Annotated in this window: 23 protein-coding genes; 7 read left to right on the top strand and 16 right to left on the bottom strand. The window is 68.6% G+C overall.

Features of this window, described 5'->3' with window-relative positions:
* The first annotated feature begins 64 nt into the window (after positions 1-64).
* The 6 genes from FCN18_RS30440 to FCN18_RS30415 all read left to right on the top strand — a co-directional run bounded on the left by FCN18_RS30440 (position 65) and on the right by FCN18_RS30415 (position 8677).
* Positions 65-1228: a PrgI family protein gene (locus FCN18_RS30440; RefSeq protein ID WP_112276256.1), complete on the top strand. Its 1164-nt coding sequence runs from the start codon at positions 65-67 to the stop codon at positions 1226-1228.
* The gene (locus tag FCN18_RS30435) at positions 1225-3138 is read left to right on the top strand and encodes a VirB4 family type IV secretion system protein (protein WP_110343936.1); all 1914 of its coding nucleotides are present in this window, start codon (positions 1225-1227) and stop codon (positions 3136-3138) included. The genes FCN18_RS30440 and FCN18_RS30435 overlap by 4 nt, the downstream gene beginning before the upstream one ends.
* Before the next feature lie 89 nt (positions 3139-3227).
* Entirely contained in the window at positions 3228-4064 is an 837-nt protein-coding gene (locus FCN18_RS30430; RefSeq protein ID WP_110343935.1) for a GP88 family protein, read from the top strand.
* Positions 4065-4108: 44 nt separating this feature from the next.
* Positions 4109-6610: a type IV secretory system conjugative DNA transfer family protein gene (locus tag FCN18_RS30425; protein ID WP_112276254.1), complete on the top strand. Its 2502-nt coding sequence runs from the start codon at positions 4109-4111 to the stop codon at positions 6608-6610.
* Between the two features lie 69 nt (positions 6611-6679).
* Positions 6680-7717, top strand: coding sequence for a replication-relaxation family protein (locus FCN18_RS30420; RefSeq protein ID WP_110343933.1), 1038 nt, complete (start codon positions 6680-6682; stop codon positions 7715-7717).
* A 6-nt stretch (positions 7718-7723) separates the two neighbouring features.
* Positions 7724-8677, top strand: a complete 954-nt coding sequence (locus FCN18_RS30415; protein ID WP_110343932.1) for a M23 family metallopeptidase — start codon at positions 7724-7726, stop codon at positions 8675-8677.
* 103 nt (positions 8678-8780) lie between these two features.
* Here FCN18_RS30415 and FCN18_RS30410 read toward each other — a convergent pair whose 3' ends face one another.
* From FCN18_RS30410 to FCN18_RS30365, 11 genes are all read right to left on the bottom strand, one after another.
* Positions 8781-9056, bottom strand: coding sequence for a hypothetical protein (locus FCN18_RS30410; protein WP_110343931.1), 276 nt, complete (start codon positions 9054-9056; stop codon positions 8781-8783).
* A gap of 299 nt (positions 9057-9355) precedes the next feature.
* The gene (locus FCN18_RS30405) at positions 9356-11791 is read right to left on the bottom strand and encodes a site-specific integrase (protein ID WP_110343930.1); all 2436 of its coding nucleotides are present in this window, start codon (positions 11789-11791) and stop codon (positions 9356-9358) included.
* Positions 11788-13029, bottom strand: a complete 1242-nt coding sequence (locus FCN18_RS30400; RefSeq protein ID WP_206078013.1) for a tyrosine-type recombinase/integrase — start codon at positions 13027-13029, stop codon at positions 11788-11790. The genes FCN18_RS30405 and FCN18_RS30400 overlap by 4 nt, the downstream gene beginning before the upstream one ends.
* A 28-nt stretch (positions 13030-13057) precedes the next feature.
* Complete coding sequence (locus FCN18_RS30395; RefSeq protein WP_110343929.1) at positions 13058-13888, bottom strand: DNA-processing protein DprA; 831 nt, start codon at positions 13886-13888, stop codon at positions 13058-13060.
* A 124-nt stretch (positions 13889-14012) separates the two neighbouring features.
* Positions 14013-14372 carry a phosphoadenosine phosphosulfate reductase domain-containing protein gene (locus FCN18_RS30390; protein ID WP_228714209.1) on the bottom strand — a complete coding sequence of 120 codons (360 nt, stop codon included), beginning with the start codon at positions 14370-14372 and terminating at the stop codon, positions 14013-14015.
* Positions 14373-14674: 302 nt separating this feature from the next.
* The gene (locus tag FCN18_RS30385) at positions 14675-15871 is read right to left on the bottom strand and encodes an MFS transporter (protein ID WP_228714208.1); all 1197 of its coding nucleotides are present in this window, start codon (positions 15869-15871) and stop codon (positions 14675-14677) included.
* A 105-nt stretch (positions 15872-15976) separates the two neighbouring features.
* On the bottom strand, positions 15977-17122 hold the full coding sequence (locus FCN18_RS30380; protein ID WP_228714212.1) for an MFS transporter: 1146 nt from the start codon (positions 17120-17122) through the stop codon (positions 15977-15979).
* Positions 17123-17133: 11 nt separating this feature from the next.
* Positions 17134-17406, bottom strand: coding sequence for a hypothetical protein (locus FCN18_RS40360; protein ID WP_228714213.1), 273 nt, complete (start codon positions 17404-17406; stop codon positions 17134-17136).
* Between the two features lie 283 nt (positions 17407-17689).
* Complete coding sequence (locus FCN18_RS30375; protein WP_158303193.1) at positions 17690-18022, bottom strand: thioredoxin family protein; 333 nt, start codon at positions 18020-18022, stop codon at positions 17690-17692.
* A gap of 78 nt (positions 18023-18100) precedes the next feature.
* Entirely contained in the window at positions 18101-20584 is a 2484-nt protein-coding gene (locus FCN18_RS30370; RefSeq protein ID WP_110343925.1) for a heavy metal translocating P-type ATPase, read from the bottom strand.
* Entirely contained in the window at positions 20581-20790 is a 210-nt protein-coding gene (locus FCN18_RS30365) for a heavy-metal-associated domain-containing protein (protein WP_228714207.1), read from the bottom strand. Before FCN18_RS30365 ends, FCN18_RS30370 begins: the two co-directional genes overlap by 4 nt.
* Positions 20791-20912: 122 nt before the next feature.
* Between FCN18_RS30365 and FCN18_RS30360 the strand changes: the two genes are divergently transcribed.
* On the top strand, positions 20913-21323 hold the full coding sequence (locus tag FCN18_RS30360; protein ID WP_110343923.1) for a MerR family transcriptional regulator: 411 nt from the start codon (positions 20913-20915) through the stop codon (positions 21321-21323).
* 305 nt (positions 21324-21628) lie between these two features.
* Here the strand turns inward: FCN18_RS30360 and FCN18_RS30355 are convergent, their stop codons facing one another.
* The 5 genes from FCN18_RS30355 to FCN18_RS30335 form a co-directional block, all read right to left on the bottom strand.
* Positions 21629-23659, bottom strand: a complete 2031-nt coding sequence (locus FCN18_RS30355) for a hypothetical protein (protein WP_137096695.1) — start codon at positions 23657-23659, stop codon at positions 21629-21631.
* A gap of 513 nt (positions 23660-24172) precedes the next feature.
* A complete protein-coding gene (locus tag FCN18_RS30350; RefSeq protein ID WP_112276242.1) occupies positions 24173-24556 on the bottom strand; it encodes a helix-turn-helix domain-containing protein in 384 nt (127 codons plus the stop codon).
* A complete protein-coding gene (locus FCN18_RS30345; RefSeq protein ID WP_137096694.1) occupies positions 24553-25701 on the bottom strand; it encodes a tyrosine-type recombinase/integrase in 1149 nt (382 codons plus the stop codon). The genes FCN18_RS30350 and FCN18_RS30345 overlap by 4 nt, the downstream gene beginning before the upstream one ends.
* A gap of 208 nt (positions 25702-25909) precedes the next feature.
* Complete coding sequence (locus FCN18_RS30340) at positions 25910-26485, bottom strand: adenine nucleotide alpha hydrolase family protein (RefSeq protein WP_206078012.1); 576 nt, start codon at positions 26483-26485, stop codon at positions 25910-25912.
* Positions 26486-26491: 6 nt separating this feature from the next.
* Positions 26492-26770: a hypothetical protein gene (locus tag FCN18_RS30335; RefSeq protein ID WP_110343918.1), complete on the bottom strand. Its 279-nt coding sequence runs from the start codon at positions 26768-26770 to the stop codon at positions 26492-26494.
* Between the last annotated feature and the right edge of the window lie 30 nt (positions 26771-26800).

The following is a 26800-nucleotide window of genomic DNA, read 5'->3' as shown; positions in this document are numbered from 1 at the left end:
CCGACTTCCGCCTAGTTCCTACCACAAGCCCCATCCAGGGGCCCGCACGGAAGAGGGTGCACTAGTGACCCAGCCCGTACGCATCCCGTCCGACGTCGATCGCGAGGATCGCGTCCTGGCCAACCTCACCGCTCGCCAGCTGGCGATCCTCACGGTGACCGGGATCGTGCTCTACGGCGCCTGGACGCTGGCCCGCGGTGTGGTGCCGCTGCCGGTCTTCCTGATCGTCGCTGTTCCTCTCGGGGTCAGTGCCGCGGTCCTGGCGTTGGGGCAGCGCGATGGCATGAGCCTGGACCGGCTGCTGCTCGCCGCGGTCCGCCAGCGGCTGCAACCTCGGCACCGGGTCGCCGCTCCCGAAGGGGTGCGGGCCGCACCCGAGTGGCTGACCAGCAGTATCACCGCGACCGATGCCACCGGTGCTGCGAGCACATCGGAGGTATCTCCGGCGGCGCTGCGGCTGCCCGCGGAAGGAGTCACCGAGGCCGGTGTCGTCGACCTCGGCCCCGACGGGGTCGCGATGGTCGCGGTGGCCAGCACCGTCAACTTCGCGCTCCGCACGCCCGGTGAGCAGGAAGCTCTAGTCGCCAGCTTCGGCCGGTATCTGCATTCGATCTCCGCGCCGGTACAGGTGCTCATCCGAGCCGAACGGCTGGACCTGAGCCGTCAGATCAGCGACCTGCGCGAGGCCGCCCCCGGGTTGCCGCATCCGATGCTCGAAGCCGCCGCGGCCGAGCACGCGACCTACCTCGACCAGTTGCGCCGCTCCACCGATCTGCTGCGCCGCCAGGTACTGCTGGTGCTACGCGAGCCGATCCGCGCCACGGGGCCGACCGACGGGCTCGGCGGCGCGTCCCCGCTCGCCGCGCTGCGGGCACGACGCGCCCGCAGCCGGGACGGCGAGGTCACCGAGACCGCGCGGCGCTCGGCGGAGACCCGGCTCGTGCGGAGGCTGGGCGAAGCCACCGAACTGCTCTCCCCGGCCGGGATCACGATCACGCCTCTGGACGCCGGGCAGGCCACCGCCGTGCTGGCCACCGCATGCAACCCGGACAGCCTGATCCCGCCCTCGGCGGGTCTGGCCGGCGCGGACGAGGTGATCACCACCGCCGCTGCAGACCCCGACGACGAGCCACCAGTCCATCACCGAAGCACGGCCAGCTGGGACAGGCGCGACAGCGCTGCGCCGGAGCCGTCGGCCCTGGATGAATGGGAGGGCGGGGACCTATGAGCAGCAAGTTCGGCCGTATTCGAGGCCGTGGGAAGCCGCACACGAATGCACCGTTGGGCAGGGCCAGTGCGTTCACGCCGGATTCGCTGTCAGTCGCACCCCGGCACCTGGAGATCGGCGGCGAATGGGTCTCCTCCTTCGCGATCACCGGCTACCCGCGCGAGGTGCATGCGGGGTGGCTGCAGCCACTGCTGTCCTACCCCGGCCGCGTCGACGTGTCCCTGCACATCGAGCCGATCGACCCGGTCACCGCCGCCAACCGGCTCAAGCGCCAGCTGTCCAAGCTGGAATCGGGACGGCGACACACCAGCGAGAAGGGACGCTTGCTGGACCCGATGGTCGAGGCCGCCACCGAGGACGCCTACGACCTCTCGGCCCGCGTCGCCCGCGGCGAAGGGAAGCTGTATCGGCTCGGCCTGTATCTGACCGTGCACGCCACCAGCGAAGCCGATCTCGGCGAGCAGGTGGCCGCGGTGCGGGCGCTCGCGGCGTCGCTGCTGATGAACGCGCAGCCGACCACCTACCGGTCGCTGCAAGGCTGGGTGTCCACCCTGCCGCTGGCGCTCGATCTCATCGGGATGCGCCGCACCTTCGACACCAGTGCGCTGGCCGCCGCGTTTCCCTTCACCAGCCCCGATCTGCCGCCCGCTGACCCGACCAGCGTCGCCGCACCGGCCGGTGTGCTGTACGGGTTCAACGTCGGATCGCAGGGTTTGGTGCATTGGGACCGTTTTTCTGCGGACAACTACAACGCGGTGGTGCTCGGGCGCTCCGGTGCGGGCAAGTCCTACCTGGTGAAGCTGGAAACCCTGCGCAGCCTCTACCGCGGGGTCGAGGTCGCGATCATCGACCCGGAGGACGAGTACCGGCGGCTGTGCGAGGCCATCGGCGGTACCTACATCCACCTCGGCGACGCCGATGTCCGCATCAACCCGTTCGACCTGCCGATCGCGGTACGCCCGGACGGTCGCCGCACCGCCCCCAAGGACGCCCTGACGCGCCGGGCGCTGTTCCTGCACACCGTCATCGGAGTGCTGCTCGGCACCGAACTGTCTGCGCAGCAGCGCGCCGTGCTCGACCGGGCGATCATGGCCACCTACCAGCAAGCCGGGATCACCAGCGACCCGCGGACCTGGGGCAGGCAGGCGCCGTTGCTGGCGGATCTCGCCGCAATCCTCACCGCCACCGGCGATCCGGTCGCCACGGATCTCGGCTCCAGGTTGCATCCGTTCGTCGAGGGCGCGTTCTCGGCGATGTTCTCCGGGCCGGCCACCACGCGGCCCGAGGGGCACCTGACCGTGTTCAGCCTGCGTGACCTGCCCGACGAACTCCGGCCGATCGGCACGCTGCTCACGCTGGACACGGTGTGGCGGCGGGTGTCCAACCCGGCCATCCGGCGGCCACGACTGATCACCGTCGACGAAGCGTGGCTGCTCATGCAGGACCCTGCCGGGGCGCGTTTTCTGCACCGGATGGCCAAAGCAGCCCGGAAACACTGGGCGGGCTTGACGATCGCGACCCAAGATGTCGGCGATGTCCTCGGGACAGACTTGGGTAAGGCGATCATCGCGAACGCGGCTACGCAGATCCTTCTACGTCAAGCGCCGCAGGCGATCGACGAGATCGTGGCGACCTTCAACCTGTCCGAGGGCGAGAAGCAGTTCCTGATTTCCGCGGACAAGGGACAAGGTTTGCTCTCGACCGGGACGCAGAGAGTCGCGTTCCAGTCGCTGGCTTCGCCGCAGGAAAACGCGCTCATCACAACAGATCCGGCCGAGTTGGCGCAGTACGCGGAACACGAATCTAGCACGGACGACGGCGGCACGTTTGTCGATCTCGGCGTCGACGACACCGAGCTGACGCTTGATGCGGACGCTGACGGTCACGTCGACCTCGGCAGCGCTGCGTAACCCGCCCCACCGCGACGGATCGATCCCTTCAACCACAACGTTTCTGCTCGTTTCTTGCACCCCGACTGACTGCCTTTGCGAGGTGTCGCATGTCTTCTTCCGCCCACATAACTACGGTTCCGGCGCGGCCAGCCCGGTTGCTGACACAGAACCGGGAGATGCGCGCAATCGGTGTCTGGAACTGGACTCTGCCTGCACTGGCCGCCCGGTTGCCCGACGGACGGACGCAGGTGACCTGCCCGGCGGCAAGCGCGTGCACTCGGATCTGCTACGCGCGCAACGGAACTTATCTCTTCCCTGCGGTCAACGCCAAGCATACAGCCAATCTCGCGTTCGTTATGGACGATCTTCCCGGTTGGACAGAGGCAATGATCCGCGAACTGTCGGCACCGCGCCTGGTCGGGAAATTTGTCAGGGTTCACGACGCAGGCGATTTTTTCAGCGATGCCTACACGTTGGCGTGGTGTCGCGTGATGCGAGCCTGCCCACAGGTGACTTTCTATTGCTACACAAAGGAAGTTCGCCGATTCAAAAGGCTGATCGAACCTGACCCGCCCGAGAACTTCCTGTGGGTGTACAGCTACGGCGGTCGCGAAGACTCCTTCATTGACCCCGACCGTGACCGGGTCGCCGACGTGTTTCCCGACGAGGACGCCATCACCGAGGCCGGGTGGTCGTCGCAGGAAGCCTCGGATCTGCTCGCCGTGCTCGGCCCGCGATTGGTCGGGGTGCCCGCAAACCGCATCCCGCAGTTCCTCAAGCGCATGGGCGGGCGGCGGCTGTCGGAGTGGCAGGCCGAGATCGACGCCGAACGAACACACAAGCGGCGCCGTCATCTGCGACTCGTGCCCAACGACCCGTCCGCACCTACCTCGATGCCGGAAGGCCAACCGAGCGAGGACGACGCCGAGCGACACGCGGCCTGAATCCGCGTCCTGTCGACTTTTCCTTGCGAGAGAGGGGATTTCTGATGTCATCCACTCAATCTGTTGTCGCGTCATCGAGGACGCTTGCCTCACCGTTGCAGGACTACCTGCGCGATCCCGGTGCCGCAATGCGCGCTGTTGTTACGGCACTGCGGGAATTCGCACTGACCTGGGGGCCACTGGTCGGGCCGGCCGTCGCGCTTGCGGTGGCTGGCGTCGTGGTCGGGCGACGGTGGTGGACGCGCCGGTGCCATGACCGAATGGCCGCCGACGCCCGGGTGGTCACAGTGCTGGCTCCGCCCACGGTCGATCCGGACGGCGCGGCGGCTCTATATTCCAACCTGGTCGGGCTGTTGCGGTCCGGCTGGAAACGGCGGATGCACGGCCAGCCGCACATCGTGTGGGAGTACGTGTTTTCCCATGCCGGAGTCGCCTTGCGGCTGTGGCTGCCGGGCGTCGTGCCGCCCGGCATGGCCGAACGCGCCATCGAGGCTGCCTGGCCCGGCGCGCACACCCGCACAGCCCCGGCCAAGCCGCCGATCCCCTTGGCCAACCCGCCAGGCAAAGCGGTCGAGGCCGTGGGCGGCGAACTGCGCCTGGCCCGCAGCGAGGCACTGCCCATCCGGTCGGACTTCCCCACTGATCCGGTCCGTGCCTTGCTGGGCGCTCCGGTCGGCATGGCCACTCATGAACGTGCCGTGGTGCAGATCCTTGCGCGCCCGGTCACCGGCGCGCGTGTCCGCAAAGCCCGCCGAGCCGCCCGCCGGGTCCGCACGGGCAGCTCGGTCCGGCTGGCCGGGCGCCTCCTGGACCTGATCACCCCGCACACCGGATCGCGCAAACCCCACGCGACCACGAAGCGGCCGGTCGTCGATCACCAGACCTCGCTGGAAACCTCGGCGCAGGACCGGGTCATCGTGGCCAAGCAGCGCAGCTCCCAGTACGAGACCCGCATCCGGTACGCCGTGGCCACCTTGGTCGACGAGCACGCGACCGGCGCGGAGCGGGTTCCGGTGCGGGAGCACCTGCGCGGACGCGGGCATGCCATCGCCAGCGCGTTCGCGGCTTACAGCGAACATAACTACTACCGTCGCGTCCGGCTCGCGCACCCGGTCCAGTCCGTGGCCGAACGACGCCTCACCTCCGGTGATCTGCTCTCGATCACCGAACTGGCCGCGCTCGCGCACGTCCCGACCGACGAGGCCGTGCCCGGCTTGCAGCGCGCCGGAGCGAAGGCGGTGCCGCCGCCACCGGGAATCGCCACCGCGGGCGCCGGAGTGAAACCGATCGGGATCACCGACTCCGGCCACTCCCGGCCGGTGGGGCTACGCGTCGCCGACGCGCGTCATCACCTGCACATCCTGGGTGCGACCGGGTCAGGCAAAAGCGAGCTGATGGCGCGGATGATCCTCGACGACGCCAACGCCGGCCGCGGCCTGGTCGTGATCGATCCCAAGGGAGACCTGGTCGCGGACACCCTGATGCGGCTGCCCTCGCGGCTCGGGGAGAAAGTGGTGCTCTTCGACGCCGACAGCCGCTCCCGCCCGCCCGTGCTCAACCCGCTCGAAGGCGACGACACCGCCCGCACCGTGGACAACCTGGTGTCGATCTTCTCCCACGTCTACGCCTCCAGCTGGGGGCCGCGTACCGAGGACATCCTGCGCTCCGGTCTGCTGACCCTGCGCGAGCTGCCCGGCACACCCACGCTGACCGATCTGCCGAAACTGTTGACGGTGCCCGCATTCCGGCAGCGTGCGCTCGAACAGATCTCCGACGACGTCCTGACCGGGTTCTGGCACTGGTACGACGATCTGTCCGACGCCAGCCGGGCACAGGTCGTCGCGCCGCTGATGAACAAGCTCCGCGGCCTGCTGCTGCGCCCGTTCGTGCGGGCATCCCTCGCCGGTGGCGAATCCACAGTGGACATGGACGCGGTACTCGACGGCGGAATCTGCCTGGTGCGTTTGGGCAAGGACGCGCTCGGGATGGACACCGCACGCCTGATCGGCTCGATCGTCGTGGCCCGCACCTGGCAGGCCGCCACCCGGCGAGCCCGGATACCGCAGCGCGACCGGCACGATGCCTCGCTCTACATCGACGAGTGCCACAACTTCCTCAATCTGGCGTACCCGATGGAAGACATGCTCGCCGAAGCCCGGGGCTACCGGATGTCGATGACGCTCGCGCACCAGTACCTGCGGCAGCTACCGCGCGAACTGGAGGAAGGCATCAGCACCAACGCCCGCTCGAAGATCATTTTCTCGGCGTCGCCCGAAGACGCCAGAGACTTGGCCCGGCATACCGCGCCCCGGCTCTCCGAGCACGACCTCGCCAATCTGGGCCGATTCCACATCGCCGCGCGGCTGGTGCTCGACAGCGAGGAAGCTCCCCCGTTCACCGCGGTCACCGAGAAGCTTCAGCCCGCGATTCCCGGTCGGGCCAAGGAGATCCGTCGGCTCGCGCTCGTGAACACCGAGCCTCGAAGCACGCCCGATCCGGCCGAGCACGTCCAGCCGGTGGCGTTCGATCCGCGCCGCGCGGCCTGACCCTTCAGCTTTTTCCGTTTGCCCGCAGGGCGTTCTCGCGTCCTGCCGTCCTTGGAGGTGCACGGCACGATGGTGAGCAATCCCACCCAGCAACGACAATTGCGTGCACATCGGCCGGAACGACCTGTTGCGCGGGTGCTCAACTCGGCCGAGCATCACGCGTGGCTGGCCCGGCATCTCACCGATCGCGACCGGTGGCTGTGCCGGATGCTGTTCGAGCACCACGTGCTCACCAGCACCCAAATCATCGATATCGCCTTCACCGGTCGCCGCGGGGCGAACCTGCGCCTGCGCAACCTCTACCAGTGGGGCGTACTGCACCGGTTCCAGCCGCACCGCGACCGCGGATCGCACCCGATGTACTACGTCCTCGACACCGCCGGAGCTGTCGCCCTCGCTCGCGAAGACGGCATCGACCACAAGGAACTGGGCTACAGCCGTGAACGCGAGATCGGACGCGCATTCTCGCTACAGCTGGCGCACACCGTGGGCTGCAACGGACTGTTCACCACCCTGATCCGCCGAGCGCGTCAACCCGGTGCCGCTGGTGTGCTCGCGGCGTGGTGGTCGGCCGCCCGGTGCGGCCGGCACTGGGGCGACATCGTCACCCCGGACGGCTACGGACGCTGGCGTGAGACTGGCCGGGACGTCGAGTGGTTCATCGAGTTCGACTTCGGCACCGAGCAACTGTCCCGCCTGGCGGGCAAGCTCGCCCGCTACGAACGGCTGGCCGAGGTCACGGGCATCACCACACCCGTGCTGGTGTGGCTGCCCAGTGCCAGGCGCGAGGTCAACGCACGCAGGGTGATGACCGAGGCGCTGCGCGGTCTCGACCGGCCTGCACGCGTACCCGTGGCGACCAGCAGCGGCGAGGCCGCGGCGGACCCGCTCGATATGGCCGCGCCGCGCTGGCGACGGCTCGACGAGTCCGGCACCGCCGGTCGGGTGGCGCTGGCTGACCTGCCCACCCTCTGGCCGAACTTGCGCGCCTCGGCCCCCAGCGGTGGGCAGCGTCCGACGGCCGCCGCCACGCCCGCCACCGCACGTCCGGAGGTGGCCCCGCCCTCCCCGATGCCCCCGCCCGACCCCGCGCATCCGTGGAGGTGATGCGCCATGGGCAAGGTGGCCGCCGCCGGTGCCGGGTTCGTCGTCGTGATCATGCTCTTCATCGGTGGCGGCGCCATCGCTGTGGTTCAAGCCGTATTCGGCAGTTCCAGCAGTTCCGGCGGGGGCATGAACTGTGCCCCCGCCGGGGCGAGCGCGACCTCGGCAGCGGGGTACGGACCGCAGGAGATGAGCAACGCAGCGACGATCGTCGCTGTCGGCAAACGGATGAACGTGCCCGAGCAAGGCTGGGTCGTCGCGGTCGCCACGGCGCTCACCGAGTCGCAACTGAAGAACCTGAACTACGGCGATCGCGACAGCGTCGGCTTGTTCCAACAGAGGCCGTCCCAAGGCTGGGGAAGTGTCACGCAGATCATGGACCCCACCTACAGCAGCGAGCAGTTCTACCGGCATCTGCTGGCGCTGCCGAACTGGCAGAACATGCCGGTCACCGTGGCCGCCCAGACCGTGCAGCGATCAGGCTTTCCTGACCGCTACGGGAAATTCGAGCCAGCAGCGCGCCAGATCGTCGGGGCTGTCCAAGGTGCCACCTGTACGACCAGTGCGACGACCGGCGGCTGGACGACACCCACGAGCGGCACCTGCACCTCCGCATTCGGTTATCGCGGCAGCGAATTCCACAAAGGACTCGACATCGGTGCGCCCATCGGTACTCCGATCCTGGCAGCCAACTCCGGCACGGTGATCAGCTCAGGCCCGGCGTCCGGCTACGGGCTGTGGGTCCGCATCCAGCACGGGGACGGGATCGTGACGATCTACGGCCACAACGACCACAATCTGGTCCGCGAAGGGCAATCCGTTCAAGCCGGCCAGCCCATCGCCGCGGTCGGAAATCGGGGAGCGTCCACCGGAGCGCACCTGCACCTGCAGATTGAGGCCAACGGCCAAGCCGTCGACCCGGTGGAGTTCTACCGGCAGCGAGGAGGCCAGCTCTGCCGATAGGTGCGCATCCGCCGCGTCGCAGGGAAGAGCCTCCGTGACATTTCCGGAGCGTTCCGGCGCATGGCTCTGGTTCTCCGATGATCGTCCAGCCGCGTGAGTCCGGCTACTCGTCCGGCGGGGTGCCTTTGAGGTGGTTGTAGAGGTTCGCGCGGCTGAGGCCGACCTCCTTGGAGATTTTGGTCTTTGGCACACCGGCCTTGTCCGCTTCGCGGATATCGGTGAGCCGCTCCGTTCGTTCGACCTTCCTCTGCTGGAGCAGGATCTCCCGCATCTCCTGCAGAGAGCTTTCCACGTCTCGGATGCTCTCCAGGGCGGTTTCGATCGCTTCGATGCGCTGTCGGCGGGCGCGCAGCTGCGCGATGTGCTCGTCCTTGTCCATCTGCGGCCCTCTCTCGCGTGGCCCGGGGGTTGGCCGGCCTCTGGGCGTAGCTGACCATCTGTTCGTCGCCGTGTCGCCCTAGACACCTTACCGAGACAGCCTGCGGTCAGCAGGGGTGTGTCGTGACCAGCGATTCCTGGTCGCGACACACCCCTGCTGACCTGGTCCCACGGTTCCGGCGCGTCATCGGAGTCCGCGGGTGGCGGTGACTTCGTCGGCGCAGGTGACGGCCATGGCCATCCCGGTACGGAGCAGCTCGTTGGTCCCGCCGGTTCTCTGGACTAGACGGGCGATGGGCCTCATCGAGGGTTGATGACAGGCATGCCGAGGTCAGTGGTTCCCTGTTTAGTCGTCGTGCTGTGGGCGCGGTCTATGGCGCGGTCGAGACTGACGAGTTTCTCTGTGGCCTTGGTGAGGCTGGTCTGCAGGCCCTCTGCCTCGCCGAGCCAGTTGTTCATCTTTGCCTCGTTGATTCGGGCGTTGAGGTTGTGAATGATCTCGATGAGCCGGGGCCTCTGGGTGGGTGAGACCCGGAGCATGGGGCATCTCACGCAGCTGTGTTCGTGCTGGCAGCTGGATCCGTATGGTCTCCCGCAGTCTCCTAGTGCGACTTTGCGCAATTGGAAGTGTTGCTGAAATTCCTGCCACTCTTGGTCAGTGGGCTCCCGGTATTCTTCCGGGGGCCTGACGGCCCGGCGTTTGTCGAGAAATGCGCGGTAGGAACGGATCAAGTCTTCCTGGAACACAGCCAAGTACGACTCGGTCGTGGAGATGTGGTGATGACCGAGTAGCCGGGCGGCAATGTGGACCGGCAAACCGCTGGCGACGGCTTCCGAGGTGAAAATTTTTCGGAAGTCGTGCGGGGTGTAAGCAAGTGGCTCGTCAGCGGCGTCCGTCAGCCCAGATGCGGCGAGCACGAGATTGATCAGCTTGTGCAGGGTGGCAGGGCTGATCACGCCATTGCGGGTGCCCGTCCGGCGTTGAAATAGGTGCGGCAACGCCGGACCGGTGACGCGCTCGTGGGCATCGTAGCGGCGAACAAGTGGAACCTTGTCGTGGTTGGCGCGACGCAGGCGGCTAATCATCGTGGCGAGAACGCTGGCCAACTCGGGACTGACTAGCAACAGGCGCTCTTCGTTCCCTTTGGAGGGAACGATCTGCAATAGCGGAACGACTTCGCCGCTGTCGGCAAGCCGATAGGATACCAAGGCGAGGTGCGTGATCTCGAGCAGTTCCTCCAAGCGGACACCAGTGTGTCGCAGCGTCTCAATGACGGCCCAAGCCCAGAAGAACTCATCCTCCCGTTGTGTCACGTTGAACACCTCGCCGCTGACGAGATTTTCCACTTGCGTGGCGTAGTTCCTCTGCTGCCAAGGTTGCCCCTGTTTCGCGGTCTTCGGCGCGACGCGACGGTAGCGGACGCCGGCATGGTCGAATACTTGCCCGGGGCGGCATCGCTCGGCTGCGGCCAGCAATGCGGTCATCTCGGCGCGGCATCGATCTGCGGTGTCGACCAGCAACGGCAGGTGCGGCAGCCGCTGGCGTACCCGCTGGTGCATGGCCGCCTGCGTCCTCTTATGCGCCTTGTTCAGTCCCTGGATCTCGATCCGTCGAACCGGGCTGGGCACGGCCCAAGGTGCCCACCTGGCGTCCTCCAAGGCCCACTGCTGGATGTCCAGATAGAACGCCCTAATGCGCATCAGGATCTGGTGGAAGTTCTTGCGTTCCCGGATCGTTCCGTCAGCTCCGGTGACCGTTCGCAGCCGGTTCTTCCACTCGCGCGCGACATCGTCGGGCAGCTGCAGCGTCTCGATGCCGGGATGGTGCCGCTCGATGTCACCCCAGAAGCGCTCGACCAGGATCGCGACCAGGCCGCGGAAAGTGCTGTAGTCCAGGGCTGGGCGACGTTCGTCGAGATAGCGAACCAACAGATCACGGACAGGGCGACAGACGACCCCGTAGTCGTCGACCAGTTCCGCGGTCGGTCGAGGACCACGGCGTAGGCCCACGCTGCTCAGGCTGGACCCGGCCGGCAAGACACCGATCGCGGCCAGCAGGTCCCAGGCGGCGTGCAGTCCGGGGAACTTGCCGAACCCGACGCGGATCCGCAGGCTCCAGACATGCGCTTCCAGCAGGTCGTCGGCTGACAGCTGGTCGATCTCCTGGCCGGTGTGCAGCACGATTTTGCTCAGCGCACCCAGTGTCTCGCGGGTCTGGTGACTGCTGAGGCCACGCTCGATCGCTGCTCGCTCGACACGGGTGAACACGTCTGGCCGCATGAACTCGCGGACCCGATCGAGCAGCCGGGTCGAGTGATAGCTGAGGAGAAAATCGTAGCTCGGCAGCACCGCACGGCAGAGCAGCAGCATGGTCAGGCCACGCAGGTGCTCGGCACGTTTGGTGTCCGTGGCTCGCGTGTCCTGAAGGCCCAGTGTGGCGATCCACGCCGTGTTGTTGTCGGCGCCGGAGTTCACCCATCGGTCCTGCCAGCCGCCGCCGTCGTGCGTATGCAGCCAGTCCAAGACGGTCGAAGCGCCCCGGATCGCTTCGAGCCTGCGGTTGCGCCGCAGCGAAGACCAGGCGGGTGTCTCGGGAAGCTGAGCGAGGATCTCGTGTGCTGGCAAGCGATCCAGCGGCCCGACGCGATGGCGGGTGAGCAGATGCTGGTAGTCGTGCATGCGATGCCGGCCGAGCGGGCTGGCGGACGTGTGCGTCGCGTTCGTGGCTGTGGTCACAATGACCTCCCGAACAACACGGACAGATCTGCGTCGGCGTAGCCGGTCGTCACCGGCGCTGGCGGTTCGCGATGATCGCGGGTTGCCAGGTGTTGCGCGACGCGGCTGATCACCTGATCCTCGTCCTCGATCAGATACACGTCGGCGGTGGTCGACAGGTGAGCGTGACCGAGAATGATCTGCACGTCTCGCATGGACAACGAACCGTCGCGGCTCATCCGGATCGCTGCGGTGTGCCGCAGATCGTGCATCGACCAGTTAGTTCCCAGCAGGACATTGAGTCGCCGGAACACCGCCCGCAGCGCCTCATAATTCAGCGGCTGCCTGCGTAGCCCATCACCGTGGTCACGGCGACGCAGTGTCCGCCATATCGGTTCGTTCGGCTCCAGCGCAACGCCGAGGTCAGCGAGATAGAGGCGGAGCCAGACGAACGCCTCCGGGCTGGCCGGCAGCCACTGCTCGACGTGAGTCCCTTTGCGAACCACTCGGATCAGCTGGTCGCCCCAGTCGAGGTCGACTCCTCGAACGCCGAGGAGTTCGGCAGCGCGGGCCCCGTTGCTGATCGCCAACGCCACGATCGCGCGGTCCCGATTGGACCGCAGTCCGGCAAACAGTTCGTTCCACTGACCGTCAGGCATCGCTCGCGGCTTGCGCTTGGCCAGACTCGGGTTGTAACGCAACCGACCTTCGGGGCGGAATGGTTTCAGCGGATTGTGATGCTCGTGCGGGCGGCGACCAGGCGCGCGGTGAAGTGGCACCGGGTTGATCAACGGTCCTTCGCCGACGTCTAACCAGAAATCGTAGAAGCTGCGCAGCACGGCATTCGAGTGCCGGACCGTGGTCGGTTCGTACTGATCGCCGAGATATCGCTTGCGCGTGATGGGGTTGACCGTGCCCGCGATCGATGCCGACACCGTCCTCGGTGATCGGCGAGGCTTCGCGGCTTGCTTCATCCACAGCACCAAGTCCCGCACCTCGGCGGGAGTGGCTTGGTTCCACGCGACGTCCACGACCTGTAACCAACGCCACCAGCGAAGCAGGTCATAGGCATAGCTACGCACCGACGCAGGCCGGTTACGCGTCGCGAAATCCCGCAGGAACCGCTCGACGGGCTCCACCGCCGTGCCGCTCGGATCCAGCAGCAACCACGGCACCACGCCTTCGACAGCGACGACCCGCCCCCACCGAGGTAAACGAAGCGACCCCAAATCGCGCTCAGCTCCATCCACCGGACTCACGCAGCCTCCTTCATAAGCTGCACGTGTTCTACCGGCTAGAGATCAGCCACGTGTACGCCTGGTCGGCGTGTCGCTCAGTAGTCCGGTCAACAGCCGACGTCGCCGAGGTGACCGGTCCGGGGACCGCGTAGACGCGGCGGCCGAGCCTCGACGCCGTACGCGCTACAGCCAGGGCCGGGCTGCGTCGGCCGGCCTCGACGATCACCGTGGCCTCGCTCAGCGCGGCGACCAGGCGTTGCCGTGCGTAGCCACGAGTGCGGCGAGGTTTCGTGCCAAGGGGGTACTCGGTGACCAGCACTCCGCCGGAGTCGGTGATCTCCCGCAAGAGCGGACCGTGGTCGGCGGGGTAGCCGACATCGATACCGCACGCCAGCACGACAAGGCACCGGCCGCGTCCGGAGGTGCTCAGGGCACCCCGCAGCGCGTGCGCTTCGACCCCGAACCCGGCACCGTTGGCAATGGCGATGTCCCGATCGGCGACGCCTTGCCCGAGTTCCGCAGCGACGTACTCGCCATACGGGCTGGCAGCCAGCGAGCCGACCACGGCCACCGGTCCAGCGGTGAGGACTCCGAGCTGCGGGTCACCGCACACCCACAGGCCCAGCGGCGCTCCCGTGCCGGAGGCGGCCAGGTCGTGCGCCGCCGCGTTCGGCCAGTCGTCGTCCTCGGGGGTGAGCAGCCTGGCATGCCCCGCCTCGAGTGCGGCGAGGTCGTCGCGTAGATCGGGTTCAGGCTGTGCGACCTCGGCGAGCACCGCCGGGGGTGCACAACCGGCGCGGATGCGGTCGGCGGCCTCCACTGGGCCGTGGACTGCGGCGTAGGCGCCGACGGATTGCGTGGGTGGCTCAGTCGCGCGCATCAAGAAAAGTCGTGCGCGGAGATGTCATCGGATGCAGGCATGGCGAACCTCAATCGTTCTCAGCGTTCGTGATACGAACAGCGGACTATCGGAACTCGGGAGGACTCAGAACAGGAACTGTCCACTAAGGATTTGCGGCGGTGATGATCTCCGCCATCGACATGTCGTTGCGGAACCGATGCCCGATCTCGTCCTCGATCCGTGCGTACTCGGCCGCAAGGTCTGGCCGAAGGCGTGCGGCGCGCAGGAGATCCGCGCGGCTCCCGAGAATGCACAGAGAGCACGACAACCGGGTCATTCCGGCGTCGTAAGCGGGGTGGTAGGGCACACCGCTAGCGCGAATGTGTTGCCATACCTCCGTTTCGGTCCACTCGTGGATGGGCAGCCACGTGCTGACTTCGCGTCGGCCGTTGCTCGCGGTGTGATCCGGACTCAGCTTCGCCTGCTGGCAACGAGCAATGCTCGTCCGCGCCGAATGCTCCAACCCTGCGGTGACTCCTGGTCACGTGCGTGTGGTCCGCTCGGGGTTCTGCTTGCGGGCGCAAGTACAGAGGCGGTCAGCCTCTGGCCGGGATCCTCAGTAGTAACGCGCCCGCGTAGCACTGCCACGACCATGAGGACCGCGAGTCTTAACGCGACGGTCGAGGGCGTTTGCCTGAGCGGCGGTTCATCCCGCCTCGCCATGACCTCGCGGCCGGCTGCAGGCACGCGGTGGGCGGCCATCAGCCCGGCGTTGCCGCCACCGAGGCTGGGCTCACTGCGCCTGGGTGGTGCCGGGACAATTACCTACTCGACAGCGGCACGGGGTTGTTCGGTGTGGAAGAGGGGGACGGCGAGTGCGGCGCCCAGTGCCGCGGCCACGCCGAACACAAGCAGGGCGGTGGGGAATCCGCCGGGCAGTAACACCGCTTCGAAAGCGAGGCTGCCGAACCCCATGCCGGTGAACAGGGTGAAGACGTTGAGGCCCATGGCCTGCCCCCGGTGGCCGGGTAGATCGGTGACGATGCCACCGAGGGGTGGCTGGGTCATGTCATAGCCCAGGGACAGGGTGATGATGCTGGCCTGCACGGCCAGCAGCGGGAGGGGGATGGCCAGCAGTAGGGCGCAGACGGCGCCGACAGCGAGCCCAGCGGGGATGATGCGGGCGCGGCCGTAGCGGTCGGCGAGGCGTCCGATGACGGGGCCGAGCAGCAGCCCAGGGATGCCGTAGCCGAGGAGGGTGAGGCCGATGCCCAACTCGCCGAGACCGAACCGCTGGTGCAGGTAGACACCGAGCCAGGTGTAGATGCCGGAGTGCAGCACGGCGTTGATCAGCACGTAGCCGTAGGTGCGTTGTCCCCGCGCGTGGCGCAACAGCGCCACATAGCCGGCCGCCACCGCCCGCAGCGGCGGCACCGTGGTCGGCCGGGGAGTCGCGGGCAGTACCGCGAGCGCTACGGTCAGCAGCATGAGCCCGCTGACGCTGGCGGTCAGGAACAGCCCGTGCCAGCCGAGGAGGGGTGCGCCGAGTGCACCGCCAGCGGCGCCTGCCGCCATCCCGCCGGCCATGCCGCCGAAGAGCCAGCCCAGGGCGTACCCGCGGCGGTGGAACGGGACGAGGTCACCGATGAGGGCCAGCGCGATCGGGACGACACCGCTGGCCCCGATCGCGGTGGCCAGCCGCATCGCGATGAACGCCCCGGCGCTGTCGACCAGCGCGGTCGCGGCGGTCAGCGCAATGAACGCCACAAGCGAGCCGAGGATGACCGGGCGCCGACCGACGCGGTCGGACAGCGGTCCCCACACCAGCGTCATCGCCCCGTAGGGCACCAGATAGGCCGGCACCGCCAGCCCGACGAACCCCGGCGCGGTGTCGAACACCTCCGCCAGCCGCGGCAGGATCGGCGCGACCATGAAGATCTGCGCGAAGATCAGAAACGCGGCAGTGGTCAGCAGCGCCAGCATGCCCCGCGGAGCAGCGGGCGAGACCACCTCATCAGACATCTGCACTCCTTTGCGTTGATTGTCCTGTACAGCACGCCTGCCCTAGCCAACGGCGCCGCCGCGCGCGGCACGCCGGGGCAAACACCGGTGCGGAAGCGGGCCGGGTCAGGTCGCAGCAGCGGGCTGTGCCTGGGTAGCGGATGCGGGGCGCTTGATGCCCAGCACCAGGGCCGCCCCGAGCGCGGTGAGTGTGGCGCTGACCCAGAAGATGAGGGTGTAGCTGGCCGCGTCACCGGGCACGAACAGCGCACCCAGGCCGCCGATGGCTACGGCGCGGCCGATGTTGTGGGAGAAGTCGAACCAGCCCGTGGCCTCCGCGGTGTCCTCGTCGGGCACGTCGCGGAGCGCGACCGACGCGGTGGGGCCCAGCGGCAGGCCCTGCCCGGCGCCGGACAGCGGCGCGAGTACGAACAGCCACACCGCCGAGGCCACCGGGGACACCAGCACCGCCAGCGCGACGAATGTGGCTGCGGTGAGCACGAACCCGCTCGCCCAGGGCAACCCCGGTCCGAACCGGCCGGCCAGGGCCCCGCCCCACACGCCGAAGACCACCGCCCCCACGGTCATGAGCAGCAGCGCGTTGGATGCCTGCACCGCCGGAAGGTCGAACACGTTGCGCAGCATCAGCGAGGTGAACATCATCGCCGAGAACATCCCCACGCACACCAGGAAGGTGCCCGCGTTGCCCAGCAGGAACTGCCGGTTGCGCCACAGCGACGACGCGAACAACGGCTGCGCGTTGACCCGCTGATTGATGACCAGCACCGCCAGCCCTACCACGAAGATCCCCAGGAAGACGGGGGCGAGCGAGCTGAGGGCGGCCACCGGGCCGGTGGTGGCACCGCCGCCCATGGTGCGCAGGAACCCGGCCGCGGCCAGCCCGACAACCAGGGCGGAGAAGCTGACGGTGAACGCGGTGGCGCCGACCCAGTCGAACCGGCGGCGCCGCTGCCGGGGCAGTTCCGTCAACGTGACGGCCGCCCAGCCCAGTGTGGCGGCGCCGGCCAGCCCGGTGACCCAGAAGATCGCCTGCCAGCCCAGCAGGCTGGCGAGGTAGCCCCCGATCGGCGGGCCGGCGACGGTGCCGGCCAACAGCGCCGCCCGCCAGATCCCCAACCCGGTTTCCCGTTGCCGGTCGGCGAGCTGACGGGCGATGAACACCATCGACACCAGCATGATGCCGCCGCCGAGCCCCTGCACCAGCCGCAGCGCGAGGAACGCGGAGAACTGCGGGACCGCGGGGGTCGCCAGCGACCCGGCCGCTACAGGCCGAGCCCGGCCAGCAGCAGCCGCTTGTGCCCGAAGGCATCGCCGAGCTTGGCGATGACCGGCATCACGACGGCAAAGGGCACCAGATAGGCGATCACGGTCACGATCGCGGCGGGCTGAGCCACCCCCAAGGCCCGCGTGATCTCCGGTGCCGCCAAATAGGTGCCGGTGGAACTCAGATTGGACAGGAATGTCGCCACCGACGTCACCCCGACGATGCTCGCCACCGCGCCGCGCGGCGCTGGTTTCATCCGAATCCGATCCACGCGTTCTCTCCCTACGCACGTTTGCTGTTTCCCCACCACGACAACGCCACGCCACCGCATCGGCCGCTGGAGCCGCTCCCGGTTGCCGTGACGCTGACCGTGCTGTGTCTGCCGAGCTGACCGTAGAAGCTTGCCCCCGGGGGAAGGTCAACTCGCGGGTTGGCCGTTCACCCCACGCGGGTCGAACCGACAGTGCGATTCGCGAACCACGGTGGCCCAGCGCCGATCGTGTGTGCCGGCGACGAGGTAGCGGGCCAGCATCCAGGTGTGCGGCTGGCCGTCCTCACTGGTTGCCGGTCTGTGCATCCCGCAGGGCTTGTTCCAGGTCGGCCACACGGATGAGTCCGTCCAGCCGTGCCACTTCCCGGCCGTCGCGGAAAAGCACCAGGGTGGGGATGGACTGCACTCCGAACTGTGCCGGGGTGGCCTGGTTGGTGTCGACATCGACGCGGTAGCCGCTGAACTCGCCGGGGTGGACGCGTGCGAACTCGTCCAGCCTGGGCTCCAGCGCTCGGCAGGGTGCGCAGGAGGCTTGCCAGAAGTCCAGCAGCACCAAGTCGGGCCGGTTCAGCGCCGCCGCAATGTCGCCGTGGGCGAGGATCGGAAACGAGGACATGACTCGCTCCTTCGCTGTCAGGGCGTGCATGGCGGGCGGGAGGCCGGCTGGACCTACCCGCCCGTCGACGCGTAGTCGCTAGGCGGCTGCCCGCTGGTGTTCTGTTTCGGCCTGTTCGGCGTCGTGTTGACGTCCTTGCCGACCGACGCTGCTGATGGCCTGGACCAGTAGGGAGGGTCGGGTGCCGATGGAGTTGAGGAAGATGGCGGTGACCGAGGCGGCCATCGCGATCATCGCCCACACCGGATACACCAGGCCGGTGGTGGCCAGCGGGACACCGATACCGTTGAGGGTGAACGCCAGCCCCACGTTGGTGCGGGTGCGGCGGTAGGAGCGGTCGCTGATCTCGCGGGCGTCGAGCACCGCGGTGACCTCGTCGCGCAGCAGCACGATGTCGGCGGATTCCACAGCGATGTCGGTGCCACCACCGGCGGCGACGCCGACGTCGGCCTGCATCAGGGCGGGGGCGTCGTTGATGCCGTCACCGACCATCGCCACGCGAGTGCCGTCGGCCTGCAACTCGCGCACGATCTCGGCCTTGCCTTCCGGGCGCACCCCCGCCCGCACCTGGCTGATGCCGAGCTGGTCGGCGACCCGCCGCGCGGCGCGTTCGTTGTCCCCGGTCACCAGGACCGGGTCCATTCCGACAGCCCGCATGCGCGCCACGGCCTCGGCGGCATCGGCGCGCACCTCGTCGCCCAACGCGATCAACCCCTCAACCGTGCCTGCCACGGCGACCACGATCACGGTGTGCCCGGCGGCCTGCAACTGGTCGACCCGCCCGGTCACGGCGGTGAGATCAAGGCCGTTGTCGGTGAGGAACGCGGGCTGGCCAACCAGCACTTCCCGGCCGTGCACTGTGGCGCGGACACCGGAGCCGGTGACCGAGGCGAACTCCTCGGCCGTGGGCACGATCAGCCCGCGCTCGCGGGCGGCGGTCACCACCGCACGGGCGAGCGGGTGCTCCGACGGGCCCTCCGCCCCGGCAGCCACGGCCAGCAGCCCATCGGTGTCGCCGTCGAGGGCATCGACCGTGCGGACAGTGGGGCGACCTTGGGTGAGGGTGCCGGTCTTGTCCAGCACGATCCGCGTGACGAGCCTGAAGGTTTGGAACGCCTCCCCGGTGCGCATCACGATCCCGCGGTCGGCGGCGGCGCCGGTGCCGCGCACGATGGCCAGCGGCGCGGCGATGCCCACAGCGCAGGGGTAGCCCATCACCAGCACCGACAGCGCGGCGAACACCGCGCGCCGCACATCCGGCTCCCCGGCCAGCGCCCAGCTGCCGGCCAGCCAGCCGAACAGGGCCAGCGCGGCGATGGTGAGCACGGTGGGGGTGTAGACGCGCAGCACCCGGTCGACCAGGTGCAGGATGCCGGGTTTGAGGGCGCGGGCGTCTTCGACGTGCCGGACGACCTGAGCGAGGAAGCCTTCGGTGTGGCTGGCGGTGACCTCGATCAGCAGGCTGCCGGTGCCATTGATCGACCCACCGACGACCTCCTCGCCAGGTCCACGTTCGGCGGGGATTGGTTCGCCGGTGACCAGGGACAGGTCGATCGCGGAGGCCCCGGACCGGATCCGCCCGTCCAGCGGGATGCGCTCGCCGGGCCGCACCCGCACCACTTGTCCGAGCGCCACGTCCTCGACCGGAACCTCGGATTCGCCGCCGTCGGTGTCGACGACGCGGGCCAGGTCGGGTTGCAGATCGAGCAGCTTCTTGACCGACTGGCTGGAGCGGGTCTTGACCAGCAGCGACAACCACTCCGAGAAGATGTGATAGTTCGCCACCAGCACCGACACCGCGAAGAACGCCGCCGTCGGATACCCCGGCAGCACCCCAGTGAGGCCGATGACGCCGCCGGCGATGCCGGCGAACGCGCCCACCTCCAGCAGCACGTGCTGGTTGAGGATGCCCCGGCGGGCGGACTGATACGCCATCCGCAGGATGTGCGGCGCCACCCCGACCACCACCCCGACCGCCAACACCCCGGCCAGCCACCCGATCAGCGGCTCGGCCAGCACCCCGGTCGCCCGCAGCACCAGCGCCGCCACGCCGGGCGTCACGATGGCCACCGCCCCGGCCAGGGCCTTGAGGTTCCCGGCGGGGCGCAGCAACGCGAACGACAACGGCACCATCAACGCCACCACCGACGCGGGCACCAGCACCGACCAGATCCCGGTCACGGTGGCGATCAACCCGATCGCAGTCAGGCTCGCCGCGATCGCCGCCAGCAACCTGGCGCCCTCGCGGACGAGGTCGCGTTCCTCCTCCTCGAACGGGCGCAGCTTGCGCGGGTCATACAGCTCGTAGCCGACATCCCGCAGCGTGCCGAGGATCTGCTCCGGCGAGACACGCTGCGGGTCGTAGTCGACCAGGGCCTGTTCGTGGGTCAGACTCACCGCCACCGTGTCCACGCCGTCCATCCGGCCCAGGGCCTTCTCGATCGTGCCGGTGCACAGCGAGCAGTGCAGCCCGGCGATCCGGGCCCGGATCCGCTCGTGGCCCGGCGTCGCGCTGGGCTCCGACGCCCACAATTGCGGGCGGTCTTCGGTCACGAGGCTCATCGCGAGACCTCCTCGGCGACGTGGTAGCCGGCGGCCTCGATCCGCTCCACCAACACGGTGCGGTCGGTGACCGCCGGGTCGACGCGGACCTCGACCCGCCCGCACGTGTGGTCGGCCACGACGCCGGACACGCCGTCGACCCGGCGCAGCACGGCGCCGATCCGCTGCTCGCACCCGCTGCACGACATCCCCTCAACCTGCAACACCCACGACTCCATCACGGGACTCCTCCACGCTTCTGAGCTGCTCTTTCTCTCGCTGACATCACGCTAGAACCTTGCCCGAGGGGTAAGGTCAAGACTGGAGTGCGTCGGAAGGGAGCCATGTGATGGAGATGACTGTCGGGGCCGCCGCGGAGGCGGCCGGAGTCAGCGCCAAGGCAGTGCGGTTGTGGGAGTCCAAGGGCCTGCTGCCGCCCGCCCAACGCACCGACGCCGGGTACCGCACGTTCAGCCGGGACGACGTGGACGTGTTGCGGTTCATCCGCCAAGCCAAGGCACTGGACCTCACCCTGGGCGAGATCAAAGACATCCTGGACCTGCAGCGCTGCGGCGCCGCCCCCTGCGGGCGGGTCACCACCCTGCTCGACGCCCACATCGCCGAGATCGACCGCAAACTCTCCGATCTGCGCGCGATGCGCCGGACCCTGGTCGAGGCCCGCCGCGCTGCCCGTGACAGCCAACGCCGCGGCGAGGACGCCGTCGTCTGCCGCATCATCGAGACCGCCGACACCGCCTGACCCGGTTGCGGGTCAGGCGGTGTCCGGCGCGACGCGGGCCCGTGTGCTCTTGTTCGTCTCGTCCACGGTCGCGACCGCCATCACCAACCTCCTTCGGTTCCGCAACATCTGCCTGTCGTGCCGGACCGAGCAGCGCCCGCTCGGGGCGCGCCCGACCCGCGACGCCACCGAACGTAGGGGCTTGCCCGCGGGGCAAGGTCAAGCCGCTATCCACGAATCCGGCGTCTAAACCGACCACATGGGGCCACTTCGCGCCGGTTTCCCCCGGTGTCGTCCGGGCCCACCTGGGCGCACCGGGCCGCCGGTTATTCGGGGCCTGCCATGCTCTGCCCTTGGCGCAGGCGGCTGGCGACGTAGCTGGCGCGGTCGCCGCCGTTCTCCCGGTGCCAGGTGCTGGCGGTGGTGTCGGCGACGCCGAGCAGGTCGGCGAGCATCTTCCAGTGGACCGAGCCGACCAGTGACAGCCAGGCGCCGTTGCGGGCGGTGCGGGCGCTGGGGACGCCCAGCTTGCGCAGCCGGGTCTGAAGCGTGGCCGAGGCCATTGGCCGGTCGTGGCGCAGCCCTGGGAACAGGTAGGGCGTTGGGCGGTGCCTCAGCGCGCCGGCGAGCGGGCGGCGGTGGGTGACGAGCTGGTGCAGGAGTGCGGACAGCCGGGGCCGGAGCCACAAGGGGTCGCGGCCGAGTTGCAGGCCGAGGATGCCGGGTTCGTCGGGGTGTGCGAGGACATCGTCGACGGTGAGGTTGACCAGCCGCCAGCAGCTTTGTCCGTACTGCAGGACCAGGCAGCCGGCGACCCGATCGGTGAGCGCCAGCGTGTCGTCGGTCTCCAGCGTGACGGCGAGCAGGACGCGGTCGGTCTCGCTCATGATCTCCCGGTTGCCGGTGTGGGCCGAGGTGCCGATCGCGACGTGGGCCGGGGCCAGGCCGTTGGTGGCGGCCCACAGCAGGAACGGGCGCGCGTAGCGCTGGCGGGGCCGGTTGCGGATCAGCCAGCGGTCCACCACGGGTTGGGTCAGGGCGGCCAGGCTGATCCCGCGGGTGCGGAGGTAGCTCAGCAGCAGCCGGGCAGCATCCAGCTTCCGCCCGAGGTGTTCGCGCTGGTAGTACGTGAAATTGGTGTCCTGTTCGGCGCGCTGGTGGGCCAAGGGCATCAGGTGCCACCGGACGTAGCGAGCCAGGATGGTCTTGTCCTGCGGGGCGGTCACCCGCGCCAGCAGGGTCTGGACGTCGCGGGTGAGCTGGGCGAGTTCTTCCTCGCGGGGTTCGAGGATCTCGGCGAGCACCAGCAGGCCGCGCAGGTGCTGCACCGCGGTGGTCTGCCGGAGCTCGTCGAGTGCCTCGTGCGAACAGGCCAGTTCGCCGGTCACCATCCGGCGGATGAGTTGTCCGCCGGGCCGGCGCAGATACAGGCACAGCGAGTACGGGTTGTCGTAGTTCTCCAGCAGCTCGGCCAGCGGCGCCAACCAGGCTGCCGATTGCCCGTCGGGTTGGGTGAACACCTCGATCAGGTCCTGACGCGCGGTGCAGGGCAGGCACTGGCCGCGCAGCAGACGGCCCATGGCCCCGCAGGTCGGGCAGCGGTAGGAGAAGGTGACGCCCGCGCAGTCCGGGCACAGTGGCCCGGCGGGCTCGCGGCGGAACGCCCCGGCAAGCTGACCGCAGCGGTGACAGTGCTCGTGCGTGAGCCGTACGGCGTCCACACAGGACAGGCAGACCGGGCCTTCCGGCCAATGCCGTTCGGCGCGGGCGGTGGTTCCGCATCGCGCGCACGGCACCTGGGCGGCCAGGTAGCACGGCACGCACCTGGCCACGCCGTCCACACCGGGCACAGGCATCGACGGTCGTTGCCCGCAGTCGGTGCACGGCGGGCCAGGCCGCACCGCTTCCCAGCACGCCTTGCACCACGGTCCATTGTGGTCACGGGCGCAGACCACTTTGCGGGCGCCGCAGCCCGAGCACGGTTCCGCCTGCGCTTGGCGGCGGCAGCGGTCACACCATGGTTCACCGTCGGCGTCGCGGTAGGCCACCAACCGGGTCTGGCCGCAGGTGCGGCACGGCCGCCGCGGAATGGCTTGCCGGGCGCAGACCCGGCAGACACCGGTGCTCAGGATCCCGATCTTGCGGGTCTTCCCGCAGCGCGGGCACAGCAGCTTTGGCGCACGCCGGTTGTCGCACTTCTCGCACAGCGAGCCCTCGTCGGTGAGCCGCGCCGCCGGCTTGTCCTCGCCGCAGTCGACGCACCGGTGCAGAGGCCGCTGATGCTCGCGCTGCCAGCACCGCCGGCACACCGGCCGTTCCTCGTCGTCGCGGACGTGACCGGTGCTGTCTGACCGCACCGTGAACAGGGCTCAGCCAGATGCGTCCGGCGGCACCGCTCGCACCACGCTCCCTGTTCGGTGTGGGCGGTGGCCAGCACGACCTTGCCGCACACCCAGCACGGCTCGCGGGGAAGCGTCTTGCGGTGGCAGGTGTAGCAGACCCGGCCCTGAGCGGTGTTCTTCGTGGCTTTCATCGTCCGCCCGCACACCGAGCATGGTTGAGGGACGCGCCGCTCGCGCTGCCAGCACCGCCGACACACCGGTTGCCCGTCGCGCCGCGCGGCCACCCGCCCGGACCGGCCACACAGCGAGCACGGTTCGGCGCGGCGCTTTCCGTTGCAGTTCTGGCACCACGCCCCTTCGGTTGTGCGTCCAATCGGGACGGTCAGTCGGCCGCACCCGACACAGGTCTCCTTGTCCCGGCGGGCGTGGTAGCAGGTATGGCACAGCCCGCTGGTGACCAGCGAGCGGTCGCGTCCGCAGCCGGCGCAGACACCTCGCCCTTTCCCCACGTGCGTTACCCGTGTTCGGTCAGCTCTCGGCGTCGAAGAAGTCCGCGGACAACAACGGCATGTCCGGCACGGCCGGCCGCGGGCCGCGGCGCGGTGGCTCCTCGACGGCTGGGTGCGGCTCGATCTCCACCGCCAGGTCCTCGAACCGGCAATCGAGGATCTTGCACAGGGCCAGGATCAACTCGATCGGCATCTTCGGCGGACGCTCGGTGCTGACGAGGCGATAGATCGAGCTGCGGTCGAACTCGAAGCCGTACTTGCGCAACTCCGGGATCAGCTTCGTGGTGGTGTACCAGTTCTTGCGGACCGCCATCAGCTCCCGCAGTCGCCACTCGTAGCGTGGCTGCCGAGCCTGCACGTCGTCGTTCTGCTCGTCCGGCCCTGGCCGGGACACCGCGTTCATCGCACCCTCCTCCGGCGGCCAGCAGGCTCACCTGACGCGTGATCGCTGAAGTCGTCGTCCATCTCCGCCTCCGTCTCGGCCATCGCGAAGGCACGTTGCAACGCGGCTTCCTCCGCCGCGTCCAGGTGCTCACGGACCTTCAGGTTCTTGAAATCGCTGCTGACCGCCGTGTAGATCGCCGTGGTCGCCGAGTGGGAGTGACCGACCTGGTCGGTGACGAACTGCCCGTCGTAGCCGGACTCGATCAGCCTGGTCACGTACGTGTGCCGCAGGCAGTGCGGGCCCAGATGATCCGGCAGGCCCGCCAGTTCGCGCCAGTGCTGGAAGCGCTGGTTGACGGCCCGTTCCGAGATCATCTCGTCGCGCTCGGTCGGGAACATCACGCCGTCGTCCTCGCGGTCGACATAGAACAGCGGGCGGACGTTCTCCAGGTAGACCTGCACCGTCTGCACTGCCCACGGCCACACCGAGATCACCATCCGCCGCCGAGGCGGCTGCCCGGCGCTGGGCTTGCCCCACCGCACCGCCAGCGCCGCCAGGTCGCCGAACTCGGGCAGCTTCGCCTGCCTCCGCCAGTCGTGCGTCTCCAGCCGCGCCGCCTCCCGTCGCCGCAGGCCCCAGCCGTACAGCGTGGTCAACAGCGCCAGGTCACGAGCCGCAGTCAGCGCGCCCTTGTGCCCCTCCGCCCGCAGCCGCCGGATCTCCGGTTCCATGGAACCGAACAGGCGCTTGATCTCCTCGCGGGCCAGCGGCCGATTCCCGCTGGGCTTGCCGATGTACTCCTGCGCATGACGGACCGCGTTCAGATCCCGCAGCGCGAACGAGTTGAACCTGCCGAACAACCCCTGACACACCTGCGGCCACTCGTAGGCCGGATCACTCAGATACGCCAGATACAGCGCGAGATCGTTCTGGTACTTGCGCATCGTGGACGTGGCCACGCTGTCGGCCAGCATCGCCGACCACCGATCGAACAGACCCCGGTTCCACACCGGCTCCCACGGATAGCCGTCCGCCACCCCCTGCACCTGCCGAGCCATCCGCAACCGCTGGCGCACCGTGTCCTTCGTCAACCGCCGAGCCCGCTGGTGATCAGCGAACCCTTGCAGGGTCTTCTCGAACACCGCCTCCGCAGGCCGCAGCATCGACACACCCGGCACCACATGCAACGTGGCAACCCCAGGCACAACAGACGACACGCCGGAACGGCGGAGGCCCGCAGTCCGTCCCCCATCGACCAATCGTCACCCTCCGCAACCAAGGTCGTCCCAGATCGCCCCCCTATGATGCACCGAACGCACCAATAGCGCGCAGGCTACACCATCTCAAACGATGTTCCGGACCACGCCTCGATCAACACGGCGGGCACGTGATAGAACTCGGTCGTCGCGCGAACCGGCCACGCGCCACCTCACAGGCAAATCCCGCCGGACCCGTGATGCAGCCAGCGCAACATTGCTGGAACTTCTTCAAACGTGCGCGAGACTCCTGGGCACGCAGGCCCATGCAGTTGAGCACCTGAGCGGGCCGGTTGATCGTGCCTAGCTCGTTGACTAACTGCGTGACGAGTTTCCTTGCTGGGCCGCGCTTCTGGTCAGAGGCGCAGTAGCGAGCTGTGGCCGACGGCCAGCGCCCGCGCTGGCGGGCTTGGGTCAGCAGGTCTCCCTGCTCTGGGTGGCGCTCCTCGTATCGGACGCCGTAGTGCAGGGCTTGCCGCCTAGCGAGGTCCGCGGTTCCTGGCCATTCGACGCGCCCCAGCGCGCAGTGCAGGACCGTGATCCGGTCCAGAACTCCCGCGTCAGCCGCGCGGCGGCAGACGACGTCGAGCATCGCTTGGGAATCCTTGCCGCCACTGGAATTCACCAGAATGATGTCGTAGCGAGCCAGGTCCGGATCATCCGTCTTTTCGTGACAGTCGTGGTGGCCCATGCGCGTTCACCCGACGATCTCGATGCTGTCGAGGCGGCGCACGTGCTCGACCTCGTCGTCCTCCACAGAACACATCGCGTCGTAGAGAACAGTCGGGTTCTTCTGCAGCAGGTCCCGCAGCTCTTCGATCGTCGCACTCACTGCGAGCTGCTGGCGGGCGCGGTCCGCGTCTTGGTTTACGGCTGACGGATCGGGCGTGAAGACGGCGCGGGCTTCGTCCACCGTGAGTGTCATCGCGAACTTCTGCATGAATGTCCACGAGATACGGAATTCTTGGGCGCTCATACGGATCTCCAATCAGGACAGCGGGCCTGT

Source organism: Prauserella endophytica (assembly GCF_005146945.1).
Taxonomy (GTDB): Bacteria; Actinomycetota; Actinomycetes; order Mycobacteriales; family Pseudonocardiaceae; genus Prauserella_A; species Prauserella_A endophytica.
The sequence above is the reverse complement of the archived record's forward strand: the minus strand, read 5'-3'. Positions and strand labels throughout refer to the sequence as shown.

Bases quoted from the DNA above. Each gene is read 5' to 3' on its own strand.
- FCN18_RS30435 (WP_110343936.1), top strand. From the start codon at position 1,225: ATGAGCAGCAAGTTCGGCCGTATTCGAGGCCGTGGGAAGCCGCACACG.
- FCN18_RS30430 (WP_110343935.1), top strand. From the start codon at position 3,228: ATGTCTTCTTCCGCCCACATAACTACGGTTCCGGCGCGGCCAGCCCGG.
- FCN18_RS30425 (WP_112276254.1), top strand. From the start codon at position 4,109: ATGTCATCCACTCAATCTGTTGTCGCGTCATCGAGGACGCTTGCCTCA.
- FCN18_RS30420 (WP_110343933.1), top strand. From the start codon at position 6,680: ATGGTGAGCAATCCCACCCAGCAACGACAATTGCGTGCACATCGGCCG.
- FCN18_RS30415 (WP_110343932.1), top strand. From the start codon at position 7,724: ATGGGCAAGGTGGCCGCCGCCGGTGCCGGGTTCGTCGTCGTGATCATG.
- FCN18_RS30410 (WP_110343931.1), bottom strand. From the start codon at position 9,056: ATGGACAAGGACGAGCACATCGCGCAGCTGCGCGCCCGCCGACAGCGC.
- FCN18_RS30395 (WP_110343929.1), bottom strand. From the start codon at position 13,888: ATGCGCGCGACTGAGCCACCCACGCAATCCGTCGGCGCCTACGCCGCA.
- FCN18_RS30385 (WP_228714208.1), bottom strand. From the start codon at position 15,871: ATGTCTGATGAGGTGGTCTCGCCCGCTGCTCCGCGGGGCATGCTGGCG.
- FCN18_RS30375 (WP_158303193.1), bottom strand. From the start codon at position 18,022: ATGTCCTCGTTTCCGATCCTCGCCCACGGCGACATTGCGGCGGCGCTG.
- FCN18_RS30370 (WP_110343925.1), bottom strand. From the start codon at position 20,584: ATGAGCCTCGTGACCGAAGACCGCCCGCAATTGTGGGCGTCGGAGCCC.
- FCN18_RS30360 (WP_110343923.1), top strand. From the start codon at position 20,913: ATGGAGATGACTGTCGGGGCCGCCGCGGAGGCGGCCGGAGTCAGCGCC.
- FCN18_RS30350 (WP_112276242.1), bottom strand. From the start codon at position 24,556: ATGAACGCGGTGTCCCGGCCAGGGCCGGACGAGCAGAACGACGACGTG.
- FCN18_RS30345 (WP_137096694.1), bottom strand. From the start codon at position 25,701: ATGCTGCGGCCTGCGGAGGCGGTGTTCGAGAAGACCCTGCAAGGGTTC.
- FCN18_RS30340 (WP_206078012.1), bottom strand. From the start codon at position 26,485: ATGGGCCACCACGACTGTCACGAAAAGACGGATGATCCGGACCTGGCT.
- FCN18_RS30335 (WP_110343918.1), bottom strand. From the start codon at position 26,770: ATGAGCGCCCAAGAATTCCGTATCTCGTGGACATTCATGCAGAAGTTC.